The sequence below is a fragment of the Allofrancisella heilbronnii genome (genome assembly GCF_000710735.2).
Lineage (GTDB): Bacteria > Pseudomonadota > Gammaproteobacteria > Francisellales > Francisellaceae > Francisella > Francisella frigidaquae.
Map to the genome: position 1 here is coordinate 1315467 of NZ_CP144673.1, position 19368 is coordinate 1334834.

Sequence of the window (19368 nt, forward strand, 5' to 3'; positions counted from 1 at the left end):
TTTTAATTTTTTACCACTATCACTTTAGCAGCTCTAATAACTCGGCCATTTAATAAATAACCCTTTTGAAACACTTCAAAAACAGTATCATTTTCAAACTCTGGGTTAGGAATCATAGCCATTGCCTCATGCATATTCGGATCAAACTTTTCACCTACCGGGTCTACCTCCTCCAGACCATTTTTCTTAAGTGTATCTACAAAGATCTTTGCTGTTAACTCTACACCATCTTTCATAGCGATAGCTTCTTCCAACTTAACTTCATGCTTAAGAGCTTGCTCTATACTATCCATAACAGGCAAAAGCTCTTTTGCAAACTTTTCAATACCGAACTTGCGAACATTTTGAACATCTCTTTCTGCTCTTTTACGTGTATTCTCAGCTTCTGCCTTAGCTCTTAAGACTTCCTCTTTCATAGCATCACAAGTTTCTTCAAGTTCTTTAATAGTATCTTTTGACTTTTCTAACTGTTCTTCTATAGACAATTCATGAACAGCCCTACTAGAAGGTTTTTGCTCCATTTCTTTGTCGGTGTCAAAGTTTTTATCTTCTATTTGATTTTTTTCTTCTTTACCCATAAAACAACCTTTTATTTTAATCCCGTTAATACTACAATTTGTTAGATGTTTTAAACATAATGGTTATTTCTATCATTTTCAAGAAATTATTAGTATTTTTTAAATATGAGCGCTCAAAAACAATGAAAACTTTAGAAAAATTAGGTGTTCTATTAGTAATAATATTTATAGCTGGGTGTACAAATCTAAATGCTAAACGCTATCTTACAGAAAAATACTCAGATAAAGTAACATATAAGAAATCAACTTTTAAAAGTTTAAAAAATTGGAATAATGCCGACCAACTTAAATCCTTTAATGCATTTAAATTATCTTGTGGAAAAATCGTTCAAGAAAACAAAGCTGAGTATAATAACTGGATTAATATATGTAAAAAGACTATAAATACTAAAATTAACACTATTGAAGAAGCAAGATTATTTTTTAAAGAAAATTTTTCGCCTTACCAAATAATATTTAATAATAAAAATACAGGCATTTTTACCGGTTACTACGAGCCAACTCTGCAAGGAAGTTTAGTTAAAACTCTACAATATAATGTTCCAATTTACAAAACTCCAACAGACCTGGTGAAAATACCAAACATAGGAGATTCATACAAATTTGGTAGGTGGGAAAATAATAAACTAGTTCCTTACTATACTAGAGCCGAGATATCTAGTGGTAACCTTTTTGATAATAAAGATGTTTTAGTATGGGTAAATTCAAAAGTTGATCGCTCTTTTTTACAAATCCAAGGATCAGGTAGGATTCAGACTGAAAGTGGTGATATTTTAATTGGTTATGATAGCGAAAATGGTCACCCATATAAGCCTATAGGAAAATACTTACTTGATCATAACCATATACCTCTAGAAAAAATATCTATGCAGTCTATAAAAGAATGGCTCCATAACAACCCTGACAAAATTGATGAAGTTCTTAGTTACGATCCATCATTTGTTTTTTTTAGATATATTGATGCTAAAAATGCCATAGGTGCTCAAGAAGTTGAATTAACCCCTGGTTATTCACTAGCTATTGATGATGAATATTACCTTTACGGTATACCAATGTGGTTAGAAACCCAATATTATGAAAAAAACCGTAGCGAAACTGTTTCTCTAGATAGACTAATGATTGCCCAAGACACGGGTGGAGCGATACGTGGTGCGATACGTGGTGATGTTTTTTGGGGGCATGGTGACCAAGCTGAATTTAATGCCGGTCACATGAATAATCAGGGTAAACTATGGATACTTTTACCTAAAGAAAAAATATGAAACATATAGATACAATTATAATTGGTAGTGGAATTTCTGGATTTAGCTTAGCTCAAAAACTAAGCCAAGCAAATATAGGTAATTGCATTTTTGAAGCTGATAAAATCGGTGGTTGTATTGACTCTGCCACTTATCAAGATTTTTGGTTTGAAATGGGTGCGCATACAATATACAACTCCTACTCAGATACTATAGAATATATTCAAAATAATATCCTTGAACACAATATACAACCCAGAAAAAAAGCTCCTTTTTTATTTGTGCAATCTAACAATAAAATCCGAAGTATTTTTGCAAACCTAAATCCTTTTACATTGGTGTTCAATTTTATCAAAAATAGAAAGACACCAAAAAATAATAAAACTGTTAGTGAATATGCTAAAAAAGTTTTTGGAGAGTCAAACTATACCAAGACCTTAAAGTATTGTTTTAATGCTGTACTTTCACAAAATAGTGAAAACTTTCCTATGGAATATCTTTTTAAGAAATATGACCGAAATACGTCATTACCCAGAAGCTTTACTTTAAAAAATGGCTTATCTGATCTATTTAAAAAAAACTCTCAAAATGTTATAAAAGAAAAAGTTACTGAAATAATAAAAGTAAAAGATAAATGGATCATAAAAACAAATCATTCCAAATACTCATGTGATAATTTATGTTTTGCAACACCGTGGTATGTTACAGAAAGACTACTTAAAAACATTTTACCAACTATAACTAATCACCCTTATCGTCCTACTACGTCTAAACTAACAAGTATTGGTATTGTAATTAGAAAAGAGAACTTAAAACATATTAAGAATATAGCTGGTTTGATAGGTAAAGAGCAATTTTTCTTTTCAGCTGTTTCTAGAGATGTTGTTGATCATCCAAGCTATAGAGCTATAGTGTTTCATTGTTATAAAAACATCTCTCAAGAAGATTTAATAGAGAAAATAGCTAAACTACTAAAAATAAGCAAAGAAGATATTTTACATATCCATGTAAAAAATAACTCTTTACCCTGCTACCATCGTAACCACAGTATCTTTTTAGAAGATCTAGAAAAAGAACTCTTACAAACCCACAACTTATATATTACTGGTAATTTCTTTGATAGATTAGCAATTGAAAATTGTATCAGAAGATCTAATAAAGAAGCTAATAGAATTATTCAGAATAAAACCCCCATATAATTTGATTATTTGCAAATAAAAATGTATTATGTAAACTGCTTAAAATTTAAACTAGCACGCTAGAAATTTAGCAAGTCTTAAGCAACTTGCTGAAATAATTTTTTGCGAAAACTGAGTAATTTACAACAATATAAATAGGAATAAAGATGAAAACGTTTACTGCAAAACCATCAGATATCAAAAGAGATTGGCTTTTGATCGATGCTACAGATAAAACTTTAGGTCGCTTAGCTACAGAAGTAGCTATGATCCTAAGAGGTAAAAACAAGCCAGAATATACTCCACATATGGATACTGGTGATTATGTTATTATCATAAATGCTGAAAAAGTAGCTGTAACTGGCAACAAAAGAAAAACAAAGATTTATCACCACCACACCGGCTACATTGGTGGAATCAAATCTATATCTTTTGAAAAGCTAATAGCAACTCATCCAGAAAGAGCCATTGAAAAAGCTGTTAAGGGCATGTTACCAAGAAGCCCTTTAGGTCGCACTATGTTTAAAAAACTAAAGGTATATGCTGGTGAGAATCACCCACATACAGCTCAACAACCTCAAGCTCTAAATATTTAAAAAAGGATGGAAAAGATGTCAGAATATAATTATGGTACAGGTCGTCGCAAAAGCTCTGTAGCTCGTGTGTTTATGAAAAAAGGTACAGGTCAGTTTATTGTTAATGGTCTTCCATTAGAACAATACTTATGCCGTGAAACAGACTGCATGATTGTTAAACAACCTTTAGAGTTAACAAATAATGTTGATAATTTTGATCTAAAAGTAACTGTAAAAGGTGGTGGATCAACTGGTCAAGCAGGTGCTATTCGTTTAGGTGTTACTAGAGCTCTTATAGAGTTTGATGAAGATCTAAAACCAGCTTTACGTCAAGCAGGTTTTGTAACTCGTGACTCACGTAAAGTTGAACGTAAAAAACCAGGCCTTAGAAAAGCTCGTAGAAAGAGACAGTTCTCTAAGCGTTAATATATCTTTATATTATACTTTTTTATCTATTATTCTTTTTATCTATTAGGAGGTTAAAACTTTGGTTTTATACACAAAAAAGAATGATATCTATAGTGATATAGTACGCATGATCCTTCTTATAAAAGGAGCTAATGCTAAATTTATAGATGTTTCAGACGAGGAAAACTCTAAACATTTTGAAGAACTAAATATTATAACTCCTAACGGCAATATCCCTACATTAACTACTGAAGATTTTGCCGTTTATCGATTAGGAGTTATTATAGAGGCTATAGAGGACCTATACCCTTTTCCGCCCATGTTTCCTGTGTTTCCGAAACAGCGAGCTAATGCCAGAATTCTTTTGGAACATGTTAATAAAAGCTTCCTTCAAAATATTCATAAGCTGTGTGAGCTTGACTTAGACCAAGAACAAATTAATGAAATAAAAAACGCTATGCAAAAAGAGCTTATCAAAACTTATAAAACAGTTATAAATGAAAGGGATATAAATGCTGAAAGTAATCCTGACTCTCAAAACATAAACGTTTTAACACTTATTATGACTTTTGTTTTTTATTATTTCATTAAACTAAAAATAGCTATTCCAACTAAAGACAAAAATATCATTAAAGAAATTAAAGCTCTTTTTAATGAACCAAATTTTGTTAAAACTATTAAAGACGGAGCTAAACATGGCAATGCTTAGAGCCTATATAATTAAGGCGACATATAACTGGTTAGTAGACCATGGATTTACACCATATGTGCTAGTAGATACCGAATATGATGGTGTTATAGTGCCAACTAATTATGTAGATGAAGACAACAAAATACTATTAGATTTATCTCTACAAGCTATCCAAAACCTACATATAGATGACCAAAAAATTTCTTTTGACGCTACATTTGATGGTCAATCTATGTCAGTAGTAATACCTATAGAATCTGTACTAGAAGTATTCTCTCGAGAAACTGAGCAAGGGATATATGCACGTGAGTTTGGATATGGTATTAACGTTAATGAAGGTGAGGATGACGATTCAGTTAACCCCAACAAAGTAGGCGAAAATACTTCTTATGACAATAACGTTATAACTCTAGATTAATGATCTAACTTATAAGCAATTTTAATTTTTTAACCTTTTATTTCCAAAATATTTGCTATAGGTTTATAACTTTTTCGATGAATTTCTAATACACCATGCTTTAGAATATTTTTTAAGTGTTCTTTGGTGGGATATCCTTTATGTTTAGCAAAACCATATTGTGGATATTTTTTTTCATGCTCAAAGCATATATTATCTCTATGTACTTTTGCTAATATCGAAGCGGCTGAAATCTCCAGAATCTTAGAATCTCCTTTTACAATAGCTTCAGAATTATATCGCCAATTTGGCAACCTATTACCATCAACTAAAACTTTGTCAAACTGATTTTTTAAATCTTCTGCTACTTTTTCCATACCATACAAAGTTGCTTGAAGGATATTAAGCTGATCTATTTCTTTAGCAGACACCTCCATGATTGAGTAAGCCTTAGCTTTAGTCATTATTTCTAGAGCAAGTATTTCTCTTTTTTTACTACTTATCTTTTTAGAATCTGCCAAACCTTCTATAGGTTTATTCAGGTCAAGGATAACTCCAGCTACCACAACCGGTCCAGACAATGGACCACGACCTGCCTCATCAATACCTAGTATTACCATCTTAGCTATTATCCATTTTTATGGAGCTTAAAAAACCACGCAAAATATTTACTTCTTGACTTTCTAATTCACTTCTTTGAAAAAGCCTTTTAACCTTATCCATAACATACCCGGGCCTATCTTTATCTAAAAATCCTGTAGCCACCATCATCTCTTCAATATGCTTATAAAACCCTTGTAGCTCTTTTGCAGATGCTTTTTTGTGCAAATGAGTATAATCTGGTACGTCATTTAAATCCAAAACATCAAGAGCTTGTTTATATATTTCATAAGCCACAAGCTGCACAGCTTGAGCTAGATTTAGAGATGTATACCCTTCATTAGAAGGAATATATGCATGCACATTGCTCATAAGTAACTCCTCATTCAACAAACCTGTTCTTTCTCTACCAAAAAGTATAGCTATTTTATCATTAGAAGCTTTTATCTTATTTAAGACATTACTAGCTACTTTTGATATAGGTTCTATTGGCAAGGAGACTCGCCTAACTCTAGCGCTGGTTCCAACTACATAATCTACTCCAACCAAGGCTTCTGCTAAAGTTTTTACTGTTTTGACATTATTAATAACCTCTAAAGCATGACATGCTAGTGCTTTTGCTTCTTCATTAATTTCTTTCTTAGGGTTAACTAACCATAAATTTGTCAGACCCATATTCAACATAGCCCTTGCTGCAGATCCGATATTCCCACTATGAGATGGTTCAACTAAAACTATTCGAATATTAGTGAGTAAATTATTAGTTATCATTATTTTTAACAATTAATTTGTATAATGTATCGGCATTGTCAGCATCTTCAAAATATTTCTGGATGTGGACATCTTTTAGATAAAGTGCTAATTGTTTTAGGAGTTCTATATGTATTTTTGAAATTTTATATGGAAAAAACACACCAACAGCTATTTTTATCTCTTCGTTAACTATATCATCGTAGTAGCTATTTTTTAGCGTAGCAATAATTATTTTAGTAGTGCTTAATCCCTCAACTCTACAATGTGGAATATAAATATTTTTGCCTATATATGTGTTGCCGATCCTTTCTCTTTGATAAACACTACGAATTACATTATCTTCGTCAACCTCCGGCTGGGTGTCTGCTAGCCTATTAGCAAAAAATTCAATCAATCTTTTTTTAGATTCAATGTTAAGGTTCAGGATAATATTTTTTCTATCTATTAAAGCCTTTAAATTCATAAGAAAGGAAAATAAACTACTTAGAGAAGGTTATTCTCCATGGTTACATTTAATTTTATTCTTATGCTTTTTAAGTTGACGAGCTAGCTTACCTTCTAGCATATCTATAGCTGCATATAAATCTTTATCTTCAGCTTTGGCCACAAACTCACTGCCAGGCACTATAACTATAGCTTCAGCTACTTGATATTCTTTTTCAACAGCTAGAATCACCTTTGTTGATGTAATATTATCAAAATAATGACCGACTTTACCAATCTTTTCATCAACGTATTTTTTGATTGAATCAGTAACCTCTACATGCCTACCAGTAATTTGAATATCCATTTAAACCTCCACAATTGAAATATTAAGTCCACTATTTACTTTACTATAGTAGCTCTATTTTAATAATCACCAAAGTGATATACTTGAATTCATATTATACAAGCTAAATACTTTAAATAAAAGCGATGAACAATAATGTCTCACAAATTTTAATTTCCTTAGGCTTAATAGCTGCCGCTGTTATATCTTTCATACTATTTGCTCCTTTATTTATCTTTTTAGTTATATTCTTAACGGTTTCATCATTCTTCTTAAAAAGAAGAATAATAAAAGAAAACCCTGAGTTTTTTAAGCAATTTAAAACTAAAAAAGGTAGAGTTATAGATCAAGAAGAAAATAATGATCCCTTCAATAACCTAAAAAATTTAAAATAACCATGTCAACAAAAGATACTATTGTTGCAATAGCAACTCCACAAGGTACAGGCGGGATAGGAATTATAAGAATCTCTGGAGCAGATGCTCTAAACATCTCCCAGAGGATTACTCGTAAAAAACTTACTCCTCGTTATGCTACTTTTTGCAATCTTTATCACCAAAATGAAAGAATAGATAATGGTATTGCAATATTTTTTAACTCCCCTTTCTCATATACAGGAGAAGATGTTGTTGAAATTCAAGCACATGGAAACCCATTTATTCTTAATTTAATTATCAAAGCAGCTATTCATCATGGAGCAAGAATGGCTAAAGCTGGTGAATTTACAGAAAGGGCTTTTTTAAATAACAAACTTGATTTAGCCCAAGCTGAAGCAGTAGCTGACATAATTAATGCCTCATCAGAATTAGCTGCCAAATCTGCTGCCAAATCTCTACAAGGAGAATTTTCTAAAGAAATAAATAGCCTTCTAGAGAAACTAATCTACCTAAGAATGTATGTTGAAGCATCTATAGATTTCCCAGAAGAAGAAATAAACTTTTTAGAAGACCAAAAAATATATAATAGTTTAGAACAAATCTATAACGCTATTTTAGCTGTTAAGAATAGCTGTAAACAAGGTGTTATACTCTCTGAAGGTATAACTATAATTTTAGTTGGCAAACCAAATGCTGGTAAATCAAGTCTTTTGAATGCTCTTGCTGGAAAGGAAACTGCTATTGTAACCTCTATAGCTGGCACTACAAGAGACATTGTAAAAGAGCATATCCAAATAAATGGTGTGCCAATGCATATAATAGATACTGCGGGGCTTAGAAGTAGTGACGATATTATAGAAAGTGAAGGTATTAAAAGAGCTATAAAAAAAATTCAAGAAGCTGATCAAATACTTTTTGTCACTGATGATTATATAAACAATAGAGTTAATTTTAATGATATAAAAGAAATTATCCCAGAATTCTATAATCAAATTCCACAAAACATAAATATAACCTACGTGCATAATAAAATAGATTTACTAGATACAATTCCCAAAAATTCTGAAAATCATATATATATATCTGCTGAAAAAAACATTGGGATTAATGAATTAAAAGAGTGTATCCTTAAGAAAGTCGGGTTTATAAATCAAAACGAAAGCATTTATACAGCTAGAGAAAGACATATGACAGCGATTGATAAAGCTTTTCAACATATCAATTTAGCAAAAGAACAATTATCTTTAGGTAATGGTGAGCTTATCGCTGAAGAATTACTCATCGTTCAAGAGTATTTAAACTCTATAACTGGTAAATTTAGTTCTGATGATTTATTAGGAGAAATTTTCTCAAGCTTTTGTATTGGTAAGTAAAACACTTTTGAACCTATCCAACATCTATAACTAATCACTAAATTTCTTTAAAAGAACGTATGAAGAATAAGAATAATGCATATAATTTATCAAAGGTTTTAAATGTTTTAGCAGATGGAGGGTATACTGGTGAAAATTTTGCCAATAGTGTCAAAGATACCATTGATGCTAAAGTTGAAATAGCTAAACGTAATGAGCTTCATAAGTTTGTAGTTATTCCTAAAAAATGGGTTGTTGAGAGATCTTTTGCTTGGCTTGATAAATGTAGACGGCTGTGAAAGAATTGCGAAAAATCTTTAAACACTAGCAAACAGTTTGTGAATTTAGCTTTTATTTCTATATTATTTGATAGAATGGGAGATATTGGATAGGTTCTTAGCAGCATAGTTGTATCTAAAGAATACTAACCTTAGAAAAATTGTAACCATTATAAATATTTGCGACAGAACCAAAATACGCTACCAATGCTTAACATTAATGTGGCTTAAGTTTCATTAAGCTAGGTTTATCATACCAAGAAATAAGGTTTAAAAATGTATTTATTGTTATCAAAAAAGAAATTGGAAAATTCAAAAGATTTTTATCTATATGATACCTTATATGAAAAAATAGGCGAGGAGTTTCAGGCCCTTAGATCAAATACGCCAGGGCGATTCTATATCTATTTTGAGGATGAAAATGTAAATTTATTAAGCCCTAGATTTAAAAGTCTGATCCAAAAATACAACTTTCCCAACGAACGAAAGATTCCTATAGACTATAACGGTAACAAGGTAAAGAACTCCTATTTTGGTTTTAGTCTAACCAAAAGGCCTGGTAGAGACTCTTATGTATTTAATATTCACAATGCATTCGTGGGACCGTTAATGGCTAAACTTGGTCTTAGATTTAATGGTATAGCAAAGTATGCTCTCTTTAGACAAATTGAATTACTAAAGGTTGATTCAATTTGTATATCACGTATCGTAATTAACGGCATTGTTGAACCAATAAGCTTAAATCATTATGAAAAGATATTCTATGAGCCTAATAGCTTTAACTCAAGGAGTGACCCTGAAACTCTATATTACTCATTTAAAAATTATCCTTTACAAAACAAACCTGAAGAGACATTTTTAGGGTTAAAAGGATGGGGCTATATCATTTCTAAATTAGTTCGTGACTTAGAAGGAAGTGTTGTAGTTCTTAAATATAAAAACCGACAAGAACGTCAACAAAGAAAATGTTTATCTGGAGCGGATCTAATTATAAAAGTTTGTGACACCAAAAATGAATTAGCTGTGCAACATATTGAATTAGCTCATAAACTTTCCTGGCGTATAGATGCTTCTCTAAAAAAAATGGATGTTCGTCGTCTATCACCATGGCGTAATGAAAATTCACTTGCTTTCCAATTAACTCTAGAACAAGAGCTGTTAGTACGGCAAATTATAACTAGAAATACTGCTCTAACTATTGACGATTTGATTAAATACGTAGATTTAATAAATCCAAGCCATAATAGTATTGGTGTTGAGGGTTCTATCAATCATGTAAAAAGTTTTAATATAAAAACTAAATTCAGTGAACAAAATAATAAATGATGTTACTGATAATAGAAAGGCTGTAAATTTTGAAAATTTACTACCCACTATAAAATTACTAGTTTCTCACTTATATTACTCATCTTACGCAAAAGATTGTAAGTTTTAAAAAGATATTTAGAATACTGATCATAGAAAAAATTGTATTATGAGAAAGTTGAAACCATGTCTGTGAATCTCACAACTTACAGCTATGGTCGCAGAAATTCCGTACCTTCCTGAATAGAACCCCTAATTTCTCTTGTTCATTAAACCTAGATGACCTATATAATTTATATTGTTTATTGAATTCTTGTAAATTTTATTACTATCAAGCTCAGAGACTTTGATAATCTTAATTTTTTGTATATTTTCAAGGTCAAAGACTGGAAAATCGACTTTAATTAAAGTATGAATTCGATTAAGCGTTTTATCGCTAACATCTTTTCCATTACCAATTAATACATTTGATGATGGAAATTTGTAATGGTCCCATTTACGATTCATCATACTAAAATTAGTATATAAAAAAGATTCAAGAAGGGGCTTAAATCTAGTGTTACAATAGTAGATGGCTTTTTTTAAAGCCCATCCGTCTTTATTAGCTATATAACTACTATGATAATGATTTTGAATGTTATCACCTCCAATAAAATAGAATTTTTTCACTAAATAGCAAACACCTAATAGAGATTCTTTATCATCAAATCTTAAGAGTTCGTAGCGTTGTAAAGTTGAATATGTTAGCAATTTATTCTCTACATCAAAGTATGATAATTCATAATCTTTAGCTGATTTTAGAATAAATCCTCTGTTAGGCATATCCATAATGATATTAGGAGGTACGTTTGTTTGGTCTGTCAATCCACCAATACGAGGCAACCATTGACCCCACAGAGAAAGCGCTTTTTCTAGTGCTTTAGAATCGATTTGGTTAAAGTATTCGCTTATACCATCAGGTAGCTCTGTATTAATAAAATAAGTTCTCGTATAATCTTTTTTGAAGCCCTTAAAGTTAGTACAATCACTATTCCATAATAGTTCAAATCCTATATTTTCAAATGTTTCAAAATAATCAAAGTAATGATCTTTGCTATTATAGTAATATTTTTTTAGATTCCCACTGAGATTCAATTTAAATGCTTTATGTATAGTTCCTATGCTGTCGAATTTTAACATTATATGTTTTGTAGCTTTTTTTTTGAAAGTATACTCCTTTTGCTTTTAATAATCATCATTTCTGAACATTTTATCCAGGGCAATGGCTGGTTCTGTCGCAAGCTTGATATTTGGCGGTAATTTTTCTATAATCAGTATTTTTCAGATACAGTTATGTTACTATAGCATAAAACTGATCCCAAACAGTCATCTGTCCAGCGTTAACGTGCTGACCCTTTTTCACCACACTTTTTTACTATTAACCCTTATTTTGCTATCGAGTTTGAGCATATAATTCAGAGATTCATGTAAGTGAATTTACACAGTTAAGGGGAAAGGCTCGCTAATAAATACTCTGTAACATTATTTAGATAGTCTTTAGTTATAGTTGACATACTCATCTCCTAGGCTACATCAAGTGGCTTTACATGTTTATGTGTTCGTTTAGCAGAATATAGATCATAAGCTATTTGAAGGTTTAACCAAAAATCTGGGGTAACTCCAAATGTTTCACTCAGAGATAAAGCACTGTCTGCAGTTACTCCTCTTTTACCATTAACAATCTCATTTAATCTAGCATAGGTCCAGCCTAAGTGTTCTGCTAGCTTTTTTTGAGTAATACCTAATGGTTCTATAAACTCATGTAACAACACCTCTCCTGGATGTGTTGGTTGTCTATTTGCTGGTATAAACATAACTTACCTCTTTTTTTAAAATTACTTATGATAGTCAACTATATCAACATCATATGCTTCATTATCTTGCCACTTGAATATCACACGATACTGATCATTAATCCTTATTGGGTGATACTCTTTCAAATTTCCTTTTAACTGCTCTAGCCTATTGTTTGGAGGAATTCTCAAATCCTCAATTACTTTAGCAGCATTTAGCATATCCAGTTTTCTTATAGCTACTTTGTATATAGTGTTTGGTACTTTTCTAGCATGTTTACTTGATATACCATTGTATGTATCTTCTGCTGTTTGGCTTGCAAAGTTTTTTATCATTGCATCACTATTAACTTCCGTATATTTATATTGTATATCAATATACGATACATTAATAGTCTGGTATCAATTATTTTGGCAGTGTCTTGTAAATCTCTGCCAAAATAATTCTGCTAATGCTAAAATGTAATAATAACTGCTGATATCTTTAAAAACGTTATTTTAAAGAAATTTAGTTATTAGTTATAGATGTTGGATAGGTTCTTAGTTGACTACCTTTTGCTGGGGAAAGTAAAAATGAAAAAACTAATTACTGCCTTAATTTTAATCTCTAACGTGTTAATCACTACCCATAGCTTTGCGTGTTCTGAATTAAATCATGACTTTGGAAATAAAATAGGTATGTATACAGCTTAGAACTATGGATATTCAATTGATGAAACAAATTTAAACAAAATATTTTAGATAATTCTCCAATATAGCACAAATTTTGTTACAATTGCTTAACCCAAAAAAATATTTAATTAAAATGTTATCTTTAATAGGTAATACTCCTATCATTAAACTTAAAGCGCCTAATGACAAACACCATTTTTTTGCGAAATGTGAATGGTTAAACCCTACAGGTAGTATAAAAGATCGTGTAGCTAAATATATAGTACAAGAGTTAACCAACAGTAAACAACTTAAACCTAACCAAGCTATCGTAGAAGCAAGTTCAGGAAACATGGGAACATCTTTAGCAGCTTTAGGAAAACTATATAATCATCCAGTTTATATAACTTGTCCAGAAAAAACTGGCCCTACAAAAAGGGTTATGATCGAAAAATTAGGGGCTAAACTAACGGTTTGCAAAAATACTTCTGACTACAAAGATCCAGAGTTTTACGTTAATAGAGCTAAAAAAATAGCCACAGAGATTGACGGTATTTTAATTAATCAATATGATAATAAGTTAAATACACTTTGTCATTATGAAACTACAGGACAAGAAATTGTAGATTTTTTCACTAAGAATAATTTATCACTAGATTATTTTATCACTGTCGGAGGTTCTGGTGGCACTATTACTGGATGTGCTAAAAAGATTAAAGAACATTTTCCAGACGCTAAAGTAATAATGCCAGATCCTAAAGGTTCTGTCTATTATGATATCTTCAATTATGGAAAGCCTATCCAAGAAAATATACATAGCTATAAAGTCGAAGGTCCGGGCAATCCGGTTTTTTGCCAATCTATGGATTTATCTTATATTGATGAAGTAATACAATTTGATGATGTCCAAGCTTTTAATTCTTGTAATGATCTAGCTAAAGAGCAAGGAATATATGCTGGACACAGCAGTGGTGCAAACTATCTTATAGCCAACCAACTTCTAAAAACTTTGCCCTTAGATAGATCGTATAATATCCTCATCATGATACTAGATAGCGGTATGAAGTATACTTTTTAGTTACTAAAATCAACTAATTGACTCCAGCAAATTGTATTAAAAAAATTTAAATGCTATGATCTTTTCTGTTTATTACGTAAATTAGGAGAAATTGTTATGCCTGGTATTTTAATTAGTTTTATATTTTTATTTACCTCTGCAGTTATAGCTTGGTTTAACCGTAGGTGGGGAGTAATAGTATTTAGCATTTTCCTTATCGTTGCAGGGGTGACATTCTTACATCATGCAACTGATCACTTATCCATATATCTATAAGGAACAAGCTATGATGAAGATAACCCTTAACGATTTAATTAAAACTTTAAGTGCGATAGAAATTACAGGTATAACTATCATAATTCTTATGGCTTTTTTCTTTCAATTTGTTATGAATGAAATCCCTTGCCCTTTATGCTTATTACAGAGACTTGGTTTATTAGGTATTGGCTTTGGTTTTTTATTAAATATGCACTATCATGTTCGTCCAAGCCATTATGCTTTATCATTATTAGCATCAGTATTTACTGCCTTTGTTGCACTTAGACAAGTAGCTCTACATATTACCGATCCCGTAGGGTTTGGCTCAAAAATATTAGGTATGCATATGTACAGCTGGGTTTTTGTAATTTCTATGATTGCTATTATTTACATTGCTATTATTTTATCGTACCCACAACAATACGAAATTCGCAAGCCTCCTCAAGAAACTGCTGAAGCTAAAAACAAAAAAATTAGAATTTTCACCCATGTAGCTTTTATATTATTTGCAATAATAATTTTCGCTAATATAGCTTCTACATTCTTTCAATGTGGCTTACATGAATGTCCTGATAACCCTGTAGGCTACGTATTAATATAAAGCGAAATACTACGTATCAATAAATACTACACATAAATACGAATATTAAATTTTTTGATACTATCTCACTCATATATTTATATCCAAATCAGGAAGCTTCAAGGTGTAGAACTTCTCCCTGCAAAATATTTATTTTTATTAAATTCTTTGCAATAATTAATTGTTGAATGCTCTAATATACCTTCTTTTAGCTGGTTATAACATTGCTGATTAGGCTCTATAACTGTTCTCACATCACAATCATTTTCTTTGTTATAATTATTAGGAACTATTTCACTATGAAACATTTGATTAGGAAATCTAACTTTTAATCCACTATGTGAACCGTACCAATCTGTCATCTGATCACCTACAGACATCAACCAATATACATTTTTTTGCTCAGATAATGCCTGTCTGAAAGAATCTTTATATGCAACTTTCTGATTAGGTTTAGAAGCACATAAACTATTATCTATTGAACCAGAAAAAAAGACAAATTTTTCAAGCTGATTACTTGTAAGATCCAAATTACTCTTTAACCATTCAGCTGTAGCTGTAGCTGCCTTATTATTACAGTATCTAGCTGTTATAAAATAACAAGCTATCCCATCTTTAAAACATTGTTTTTTTATAAAATCAACAATAGCTGGCGTTACTATTTTACCTTTACTAAAGTAATCATCCTCAAACGAGGAAAGTTGAATCGTGTTATCAATATCAAACATTAATCCAGGAATCTTACCAGATTTTTTTATAGCGTTAATAAATCCAATATCTTTAAATTTTTCCAAGAGTTTATTTATTTCATTAATTGTATCTTCTGAATCTTTTGCATACTGCGATTTTTTCGTATAACTCAAAGCATCTTTACTGCTCATATAATCATATACGTTTGACTCCTTTACAATCTGATTGACACAACTTTTTACATTATCTGGTAACTCAAACTTATGACCATTTTGTTCATTAAACTCAGTCTTTAACCGAGTTACTTCATCATATAATTTTAGAGAATCAACTTTATCTATAGTATCGTTATTATCACATCCAGCTAAAGATAAGCTAATCGATAATACTAATAGTAGGTATTTTGTAAATTTCATCATATCCTCATTTACACATGTTACAAACCATTTTATAACTAATTATTTACCTATTCCAAAATAATTTCAGCAAAAAACTAATTCTCTATTCAACTAGAGAATATTAGATACAAGAGTATATTAGATTTTTTTATAAACAAAAAAGCCCCGTATTTTAGTACGAGGCTTTAGATTTGTTTTTTTGGGGTTTAAAAAAGATGGCGACTACCTACTTTCACCTGGGCAACTGCCAGACTATCATCGGCGTGTTGTAGTTTCACTTCTGAGTTCGGAAAGGGATCAGGTGGTTCCTACAAGCTATCATCGCCAAAACTTGAGTTTTGGTATATAAAGATATTTAACAATTCAGCATAGAAATAGACTTAAGTCTCTCGGATCATTAGTACTGGTAAGCTACATACATTACTGCACTTACACACCCAGCCTATCAACGTCGTAGTCTCCAACGTTCCTTACTAGCTTATAGCTAGAGAGATCTAATCTTGAAGGAGGCTTCCCGCTTAGATGCTTTCAGCGGTTATCCCGTCCGAACGTAGCTACCCGGCAATGCTTCTGGCGAAACAACCGGAACACCAGTGGTTCGTTCACTCCGGTCCTCTCGTACTAGGAGCAACTCTTCTCAAATCTCTAACGCCCACGGCAGATAGGGACCGAACTGTCTCACGACGTTCTGAACCCAGCTCGCGTACCACTTTAAATGGCGAACAGCCATACCCTTGGGACCTGCTTCAGCCCCAGGATGTGATGAGCCGACATCGAGGTGCCAAACTCCTCCGTCGATATGAACTCTTGGGAGGAATCAGCCTGTTATCCCCGGAGTACCTTTTATCCGTTGAGCGATGGCCTTTCCATACAGAACCACCGGATCACTAAGACCTACTTTCGTACCTGCTCGAGCCGTCACTCTCGCAGTCAAGCGCACTTTTGCCTTTATACTCTTGGTATGATTTCCGACCATACCGAGTGCACCTTCGTACTCCTCCGTTACTCTTTAGGAGGAGACCGCCCCAGTCAAACTACCCACCATACACTGTCCTCGCCTTCCGGCTGAGTTAGAACTTCAATAATTCAAGGGTGGTATTTCAAGGTCGACTCCACATGATCTAGCGACCATGCTTCTTAGTCTCCCACCTATCCTACACATAAATGATCAAAGTCCAGTGCAAAGCTATAGTAAAGGTTCACGGGGTCTTTCCGTCTAACCGCGGGTACGCTGCATCTTCACAGCGATTTCAATTTCACTGAGTCTCTGGTGGAGACAGTGTGGCCATCGTTACGCCATTCGTGCAGGTCGGAACTTACCCGACAAGGAATTTCGCTACCTTAGGACCGTTATAGTTACGGCCGCCGTTTACTGGGGCTTCGATCCAGAGCTTCGCCTAAGCTAACCCCTTCAATTAACCTTCCAGCACCGGGCAGGCGTCACACCCTATACTTCCTCTCTCGAGTTCGCAGAGTGCTGTGTTTTTGATAAACAGTCGCAGCCACCTGGTATTTGCAACCCTCAACAGCTTACGTAGCAAGTACTTCACCATTAAGGGCACACCTTCTTCCAAAGTTACGGTGTCATTTTGCCTAGTTCCTTCACCAGAGTTCTCTCATAGCCTTAGTATTCTCTACCTACCCACCAGTGTCGGTTTACAGTACGGTTACTTATACAATATACTTAGAAGCTTTTCCTGGAAGCAGGGCATTAGTAGCTTCGCCAAATAAATTCGGCTTCGTCTCGTATCTCAGATTATCAAGATGCCGGATTTGCCTAGCACCTCTACCTACCTACTTTCACTTGGACAACCATGCGCCAAGCCTACCTAGCCTTCTCCGTCCCTCCTTCGTTCATATAAGCAGCACAGGAATATTAACCTGTTTCCCATCGACTTCACTCTTCAGCTACGCCTTAGGGGCCGGCTTACCCTACGTTGATTAACATTGCGTAGGAATCCTTGGGTTTTCGGCCAATAAGAATCTCACTTATTTTACGTTACTCATGTCAGCATTCGCACTTCTGATACCTCCAGCAAACTTCTCAATTCACCTTCATCGGCTTACAGAACGCTCCCCTACCAATATATTAAATATATTCCGCAACTTCGGTGCATAGCTTAGCCCCGTTAAATCTTACGTGCAGGCCGACTCGACCAGTGAGCTATTACGCTTTCTTTAAAGGATGGCTGCTTCTAAGCCAACCTCCTGGCTGTCTGGGCCTTCCCACTTCGTTTCCCACTTAGCTATGACTTAGGGACCTTAGTTGGCGGTCTGGGCTGTTTCCCTTTCCACGACGGACCTTAGCACCCGCCGTGTGTCTCCCGTGATAAAACTTGATCGTATTCTGAGTTTGCATCGAGTCGGTAAGCTCGTAAAAGCCCCCTAGTCGAAACAGTGCTTTACCCCAATCAGTCAATTCACGAGGCACTACCTAAATAGTTTTCGGGGAGAACCAGCTATCTCCGTGCTTGATTAGCCTTTCACTCCGATCCACAGCTCATCCCATACTTTTGCAACAGTACCGGGTTCGGTCCTCCAGTTAGTATTACCTAACCTTCAACCTGGCCATGGATAGATCGCGCCGGTTTCGGGTCTACTCCTAGCGACTAGGCGCTCTATTAAAACTCGCTTTCGCTACGGATCCCTTATTCAGTTATCCTCGCCACTAAAAGTAACTCGCTGACCCATTATACAAAAGGTACGCAGTCACATGACTAAATCATGCTCCTACTGCTTGTATGCAAGCGGTTTCAGATTCTATTTCACTCCCTTTATAAGGGTTCTTTTCACCTTTCCCTCACGGTACTAGTTCACTATCGGTCATTCAGGAGTATTTAGCCTTGGAGGATGGTCCCCCCATGTTCAAACAAGGTTTCTCGTGCCTCGCCCTACTTGTTCGTATGCTTAGTTCCATCTTAATCATTTCGTATACGGGACTATCACCCTCTATCGTCAAGCTTCCCAACTTGTTCTACTATAATTAAGACTATATCATACCAGGCTCTTCCCACTTCGCTCGCCACTACTATGGGAATCTCAATTGATTTCTCTTCCTAAGGGTACTTAGATGTTTCAGTTCCCCTCGTTCGCTCTCTATCTTATATCAGATAAAGTAACTAGACTACTCTAGTTGGGTTCCCCCATTCGGAAATTCCGGGATCAATGCTTATTTGTCAGCTACCCCAGACTTATCGCAGACTAACACGTCCTTCTTCGCCTCTGAATGCCAAGGCATCCACCGCTTGCACTTATTTTCTTAAGTCTATCTCTATACTAAATTGTTAAATATCTCTATCTTCATGCAAATAAAATAATGGTGGAGCCAAGCGGGATCGAACCGCTGACCCCCTGCGTGCAAAGCAGGTGCTCTCCCAGCTGAGCTATGGCCCCAAAAAAA

21 protein-coding genes, 1 tRNA gene, 2 rRNA genes and 1 pseudogene are annotated in these 19368 nt (G+C 33.6%); 13 read left to right on the forward strand and 12 right to left on the reverse strand.

What is annotated here, in order from left to right; translation table 11 throughout:
* Positions 1 to 2: 2 nt before the first annotated feature.
* A complete protein-coding gene (gene grpE / locus FRA_RS06130) occupies positions 3 to 578 on the reverse strand; it encodes a nucleotide exchange factor GrpE (RefSeq protein ID WP_035719933.1) in 576 nt (191 codons plus the stop codon).
* Positions 579 to 700: 122 nt separating this feature from the next.
* Here grpE and mltA point away from each other — a divergent pair, with 122 nt between their 5' ends.
* From mltA to mglB, 6 genes are all read left to right on the forward strand, one after another.
* On the forward strand, positions 701 to 1840 hold the full coding sequence (mltA, locus tag FRA_RS06135; protein WP_035720001.1) for a murein transglycosylase A: 1140 nt from the start codon (positions 701 to 703) through the stop codon (positions 1838 to 1840).
* Entirely contained in the window at positions 1837 to 3018 is a 1182-nt protein-coding gene (locus FRA_RS06140) for an NAD(P)-binding protein (protein ID WP_035719935.1), read from the forward strand. The genes mltA and FRA_RS06140 overlap by 4 nt, the downstream gene beginning before the upstream one ends.
* Positions 3019 to 3164: 146 nt before the next feature.
* Positions 3165 to 3593 (forward strand): 50S ribosomal protein L13, encoded by a 429-nt coding sequence (rplM, locus tag FRA_RS06145; RefSeq protein ID WP_035719938.1) that lies wholly within the window; start codon positions 3165 to 3167, stop codon positions 3591 to 3593.
* Positions 3594 to 3608: 15 nt separating this feature from the next.
* Complete coding sequence (gene rpsI / locus FRA_RS06150) at positions 3609 to 3998, forward strand: 30S ribosomal protein S9 (protein ID WP_035719940.1); 390 nt, start codon at positions 3609 to 3611, stop codon at positions 3996 to 3998.
* Between the two features lie 61 nt (positions 3999 to 4059).
* Positions 4060 to 4689: a transcriptional regulator MglA gene (gene mglA / locus FRA_RS06155; RefSeq protein ID WP_081835924.1), complete on the forward strand. Its 630-nt coding sequence runs from the start codon at positions 4060 to 4062 to the stop codon at positions 4687 to 4689.
* Positions 4676 to 5089: a transcriptional regulator MglB gene (gene mglB / locus FRA_RS06160; RefSeq protein WP_035719943.1), complete on the forward strand. Its 414-nt coding sequence runs from the start codon at positions 4676 to 4678 to the stop codon at positions 5087 to 5089. Before mglA ends, mglB begins: the two co-directional genes overlap by 14 nt.
* Before the next feature lie 29 nt (positions 5090 to 5118).
* Here the strand turns inward: mglB and rnhB are convergent, their stop codons facing one another.
* From rnhB to hpf, 4 genes are read right to left on the reverse strand one after another with little or no spacing between them, the layout of a single operon-like run.
* Positions 5119 to 5688: a ribonuclease HII gene (gene rnhB / locus FRA_RS06165; protein ID WP_035719944.1), complete on the reverse strand. Its 570-nt coding sequence runs from the start codon at positions 5686 to 5688 to the stop codon at positions 5119 to 5121.
* A gap of 1 nt (position 5689) precedes the next feature.
* Positions 5690 to 6439, reverse strand: a complete 750-nt coding sequence (locus FRA_RS06170) for an RNA methyltransferase (RefSeq protein ID WP_035719945.1) — start codon at positions 6437 to 6439, stop codon at positions 5690 to 5692.
* Positions 6429 to 6884: a PTS sugar transporter subunit IIA gene (locus FRA_RS06175; protein WP_035719946.1), complete on the reverse strand. Its 456-nt coding sequence runs from the start codon at positions 6882 to 6884 to the stop codon at positions 6429 to 6431. The genes FRA_RS06170 and FRA_RS06175 overlap by 11 nt, the downstream gene beginning before the upstream one ends.
* A gap of 30 nt (positions 6885 to 6914) precedes the next feature.
* A complete protein-coding gene (gene hpf / locus FRA_RS06180; RefSeq protein WP_035719947.1) occupies positions 6915 to 7211 on the reverse strand; it encodes a ribosome hibernation-promoting factor, HPF/YfiA family in 297 nt (98 codons plus the stop codon).
* A 125-nt stretch (positions 7212 to 7336) separates the two neighbouring features.
* Here hpf and FRA_RS06185 point away from each other — a divergent pair, with 125 nt between their 5' ends.
* The 4 genes and pseudogenes from FRA_RS06185 (at position 7337) to FRA_RS06200 (ending at position 10523) form a co-directional block, all read left to right on the forward strand.
* Positions 7337 to 7585 carry a hypothetical protein gene (locus tag FRA_RS06185; RefSeq protein WP_035719948.1) on the forward strand — a complete coding sequence of 83 codons (249 nt, stop codon included), beginning with the start codon at positions 7337 to 7339 and terminating at the stop codon, positions 7583 to 7585.
* 2 nt (positions 7586 to 7587) lie between these two features.
* Positions 7588 to 8940: a tRNA uridine-5-carboxymethylaminomethyl(34) synthesis GTPase MnmE gene (gene mnmE / locus FRA_RS06190; RefSeq protein ID WP_035719950.1), complete on the forward strand. Its 1353-nt coding sequence runs from the start codon at positions 7588 to 7590 to the stop codon at positions 8938 to 8940.
* An 86-nt stretch (positions 8941 to 9026) separates the two neighbouring features.
* A pseudogene (locus tag FRA_RS06195) lies at positions 9027 to 9311 on the forward strand (transposase); the annotation flags it as partial.
* A gap of 162 nt (positions 9312 to 9473) precedes the next feature.
* On the forward strand, positions 9474 to 10523 hold the full coding sequence (locus tag FRA_RS06200) for a hypothetical protein (RefSeq protein WP_035719953.1): 1050 nt from the start codon (positions 9474 to 9476) through the stop codon (positions 10521 to 10523).
* 231 nt (positions 10524 to 10754) lie between these two features.
* Here the strand turns inward: FRA_RS06200 and FRA_RS06205 are convergent, their stop codons facing one another.
* The 3 genes from FRA_RS06205 to FRA_RS06215 form a co-directional block, all read right to left on the reverse strand.
* On the reverse strand, positions 10755 to 11681 hold the full coding sequence (locus FRA_RS06205) for a hypothetical protein (protein WP_035719954.1): 927 nt from the start codon (positions 11679 to 11681) through the stop codon (positions 10755 to 10757).
* A 383-nt stretch (positions 11682 to 12064) separates the two neighbouring features.
* A complete protein-coding gene (locus tag FRA_RS06210) occupies positions 12065 to 12355 on the reverse strand; it encodes a HigA family addiction module antitoxin (protein WP_035719955.1) in 291 nt (96 codons plus the stop codon).
* A gap of 21 nt (positions 12356 to 12376) precedes the next feature.
* Entirely contained in the window at positions 12377 to 12670 is a 294-nt protein-coding gene (locus tag FRA_RS06215; RefSeq protein WP_035719959.1) for a type II toxin-antitoxin system RelE/ParE family toxin, read from the reverse strand.
* Positions 12671 to 13139: 469 nt separating this feature from the next.
* Between FRA_RS06215 and FRA_RS06220 the strand changes: the two genes are divergently transcribed.
* From FRA_RS06220 to FRA_RS06230, 3 genes are all read left to right on the forward strand, one after another.
* Positions 13140 to 14063 (forward strand): PLP-dependent cysteine synthase family protein, encoded by a 924-nt coding sequence (locus FRA_RS06220; protein WP_035719964.1) that lies wholly within the window; start codon positions 13140 to 13142, stop codon positions 14061 to 14063.
* A gap of 96 nt (positions 14064 to 14159) precedes the next feature.
* Positions 14160 to 14318, forward strand: coding sequence for a DUF5993 family protein (locus FRA_RS06225; RefSeq protein WP_172106985.1), 159 nt, complete (start codon positions 14160 to 14162; stop codon positions 14316 to 14318).
* 10 nt (positions 14319 to 14328) lie between these two features.
* Entirely contained in the window at positions 14329 to 14901 is a 573-nt protein-coding gene (locus FRA_RS06230; RefSeq protein ID WP_035720005.1) for a disulfide bond formation protein B, read from the forward strand.
* 98 nt (positions 14902 to 14999) lie between these two features.
* On the opposite strand, the gene FRA_RS06235 is transcribed toward FRA_RS06230, so the two are convergent.
* From FRA_RS06235 to FRA_RS06250, 4 genes are all read right to left on the reverse strand, one after another.
* A complete protein-coding gene (locus FRA_RS06235) occupies positions 15000 to 15989 on the reverse strand; it encodes an HAD family acid phosphatase (RefSeq protein ID WP_035719966.1) in 990 nt (329 codons plus the stop codon).
* 192 nt (positions 15990 to 16181) lie between these two features.
* Positions 16182 to 16297: ribosomal RNA gene (gene rrf, locus FRA_RS06240) — 5S ribosomal RNA — on the reverse strand.
* A 47-nt stretch (positions 16298 to 16344) separates the two neighbouring features.
* Positions 16345 to 19233, reverse strand: a 23S ribosomal RNA gene (locus FRA_RS06245).
* 52 nt (positions 19234 to 19285) lie between these two features.
* Positions 19286 to 19361 (reverse strand) — tRNA-Ala (locus FRA_RS06250).
* Positions 19362 to 19368 lie beyond the last annotated feature (7 nt).

What these genes read in the sequence shown, in the direction of transcription:
- grpE (WP_035719933.1), bottom strand. Translation starts at nt 578, where the DNA reads ATGGGTAAAGAAGAAAAAAATCAAATAGAAGATAAAAACTTTGACACC.
- mltA (WP_035720001.1), top strand. Translation starts at nt 701, where the DNA reads ATGAAAACTTTAGAAAAATTAGGTGTTCTATTAGTAATAATATTTATA.
- FRA_RS06140 (WP_035719935.1), top strand. Translation starts at nt 1,837, where the DNA reads ATGAAACATATAGATACAATTATAATTGGTAGTGGAATTTCTGGATTT.
- rplM (WP_035719938.1), top strand. Translation starts at nt 3,165, where the DNA reads ATGAAAACGTTTACTGCAAAACCATCAGATATCAAAAGAGATTGGCTT.
- rpsI (WP_035719940.1), top strand. Translation starts at nt 3,609, where the DNA reads ATGTCAGAATATAATTATGGTACAGGTCGTCGCAAAAGCTCTGTAGCT.
- mglB (WP_035719943.1), top strand. Translation starts at nt 4,676, where the DNA reads ATGGCAATGCTTAGAGCCTATATAATTAAGGCGACATATAACTGGTTA.
- rnhB (WP_035719944.1), bottom strand. Translation starts at nt 5,688, where the DNA reads ATGGTAATACTAGGTATTGATGAGGCAGGTCGTGGTCCATTGTCTGGA.
- FRA_RS06170 (WP_035719945.1), bottom strand. Translation starts at nt 6,439, where the DNA reads ATGATAACTAATAATTTACTCACTAATATTCGAATAGTTTTAGTTGAA.
- FRA_RS06175 (WP_035719946.1), bottom strand. Translation starts at nt 6,884, where the DNA reads ATGAATTTAAAGGCTTTAATAGATAGAAAAAATATTATCCTGAACCTT.
- hpf (WP_035719947.1), bottom strand. Translation starts at nt 7,211, where the DNA reads ATGGATATTCAAATTACTGGTAGGCATGTAGAGGTTACTGATTCAATC.
- FRA_RS06185 (WP_035719948.1), top strand. Translation starts at nt 7,337, where the DNA reads ATGAACAATAATGTCTCACAAATTTTAATTTCCTTAGGCTTAATAGCT.
- mnmE (WP_035719950.1), top strand. Translation starts at nt 7,588, where the DNA reads ATGTCAACAAAAGATACTATTGTTGCAATAGCAACTCCACAAGGTACA.
- FRA_RS06200 (WP_035719953.1), top strand. Translation starts at nt 9,474, where the DNA reads ATGTATTTATTGTTATCAAAAAAGAAATTGGAAAATTCAAAAGATTTT.
- FRA_RS06205 (WP_035719954.1), bottom strand. Translation starts at nt 11,681, where the DNA reads ATGTTAAAATTCGACAGCATAGGAACTATACATAAAGCATTTAAATTG.
- FRA_RS06210 (WP_035719955.1), bottom strand. Translation starts at nt 12,355, where the DNA reads ATGTTTATACCAGCAAATAGACAACCAACACATCCAGGAGAGGTGTTG.
- FRA_RS06215 (WP_035719959.1), bottom strand. Translation starts at nt 12,670, where the DNA reads ATGATAAAAAACTTTGCAAGCCAAACAGCAGAAGATACATACAATGGT.
- FRA_RS06220 (WP_035719964.1), top strand. Translation starts at nt 13,140, where the DNA reads ATGTTATCTTTAATAGGTAATACTCCTATCATTAAACTTAAAGCGCCT.
- FRA_RS06225 (WP_172106985.1), top strand. Translation starts at nt 14,160, where the DNA reads ATGCCTGGTATTTTAATTAGTTTTATATTTTTATTTACCTCTGCAGTT.
- FRA_RS06230 (WP_035720005.1), top strand. Translation starts at nt 14,329, where the DNA reads ATGATGAAGATAACCCTTAACGATTTAATTAAAACTTTAAGTGCGATA.
- FRA_RS06235 (WP_035719966.1), bottom strand. Translation starts at nt 15,989, where the DNA reads ATGATGAAATTTACAAAATACCTACTATTAGTATTATCGATTAGCTTA.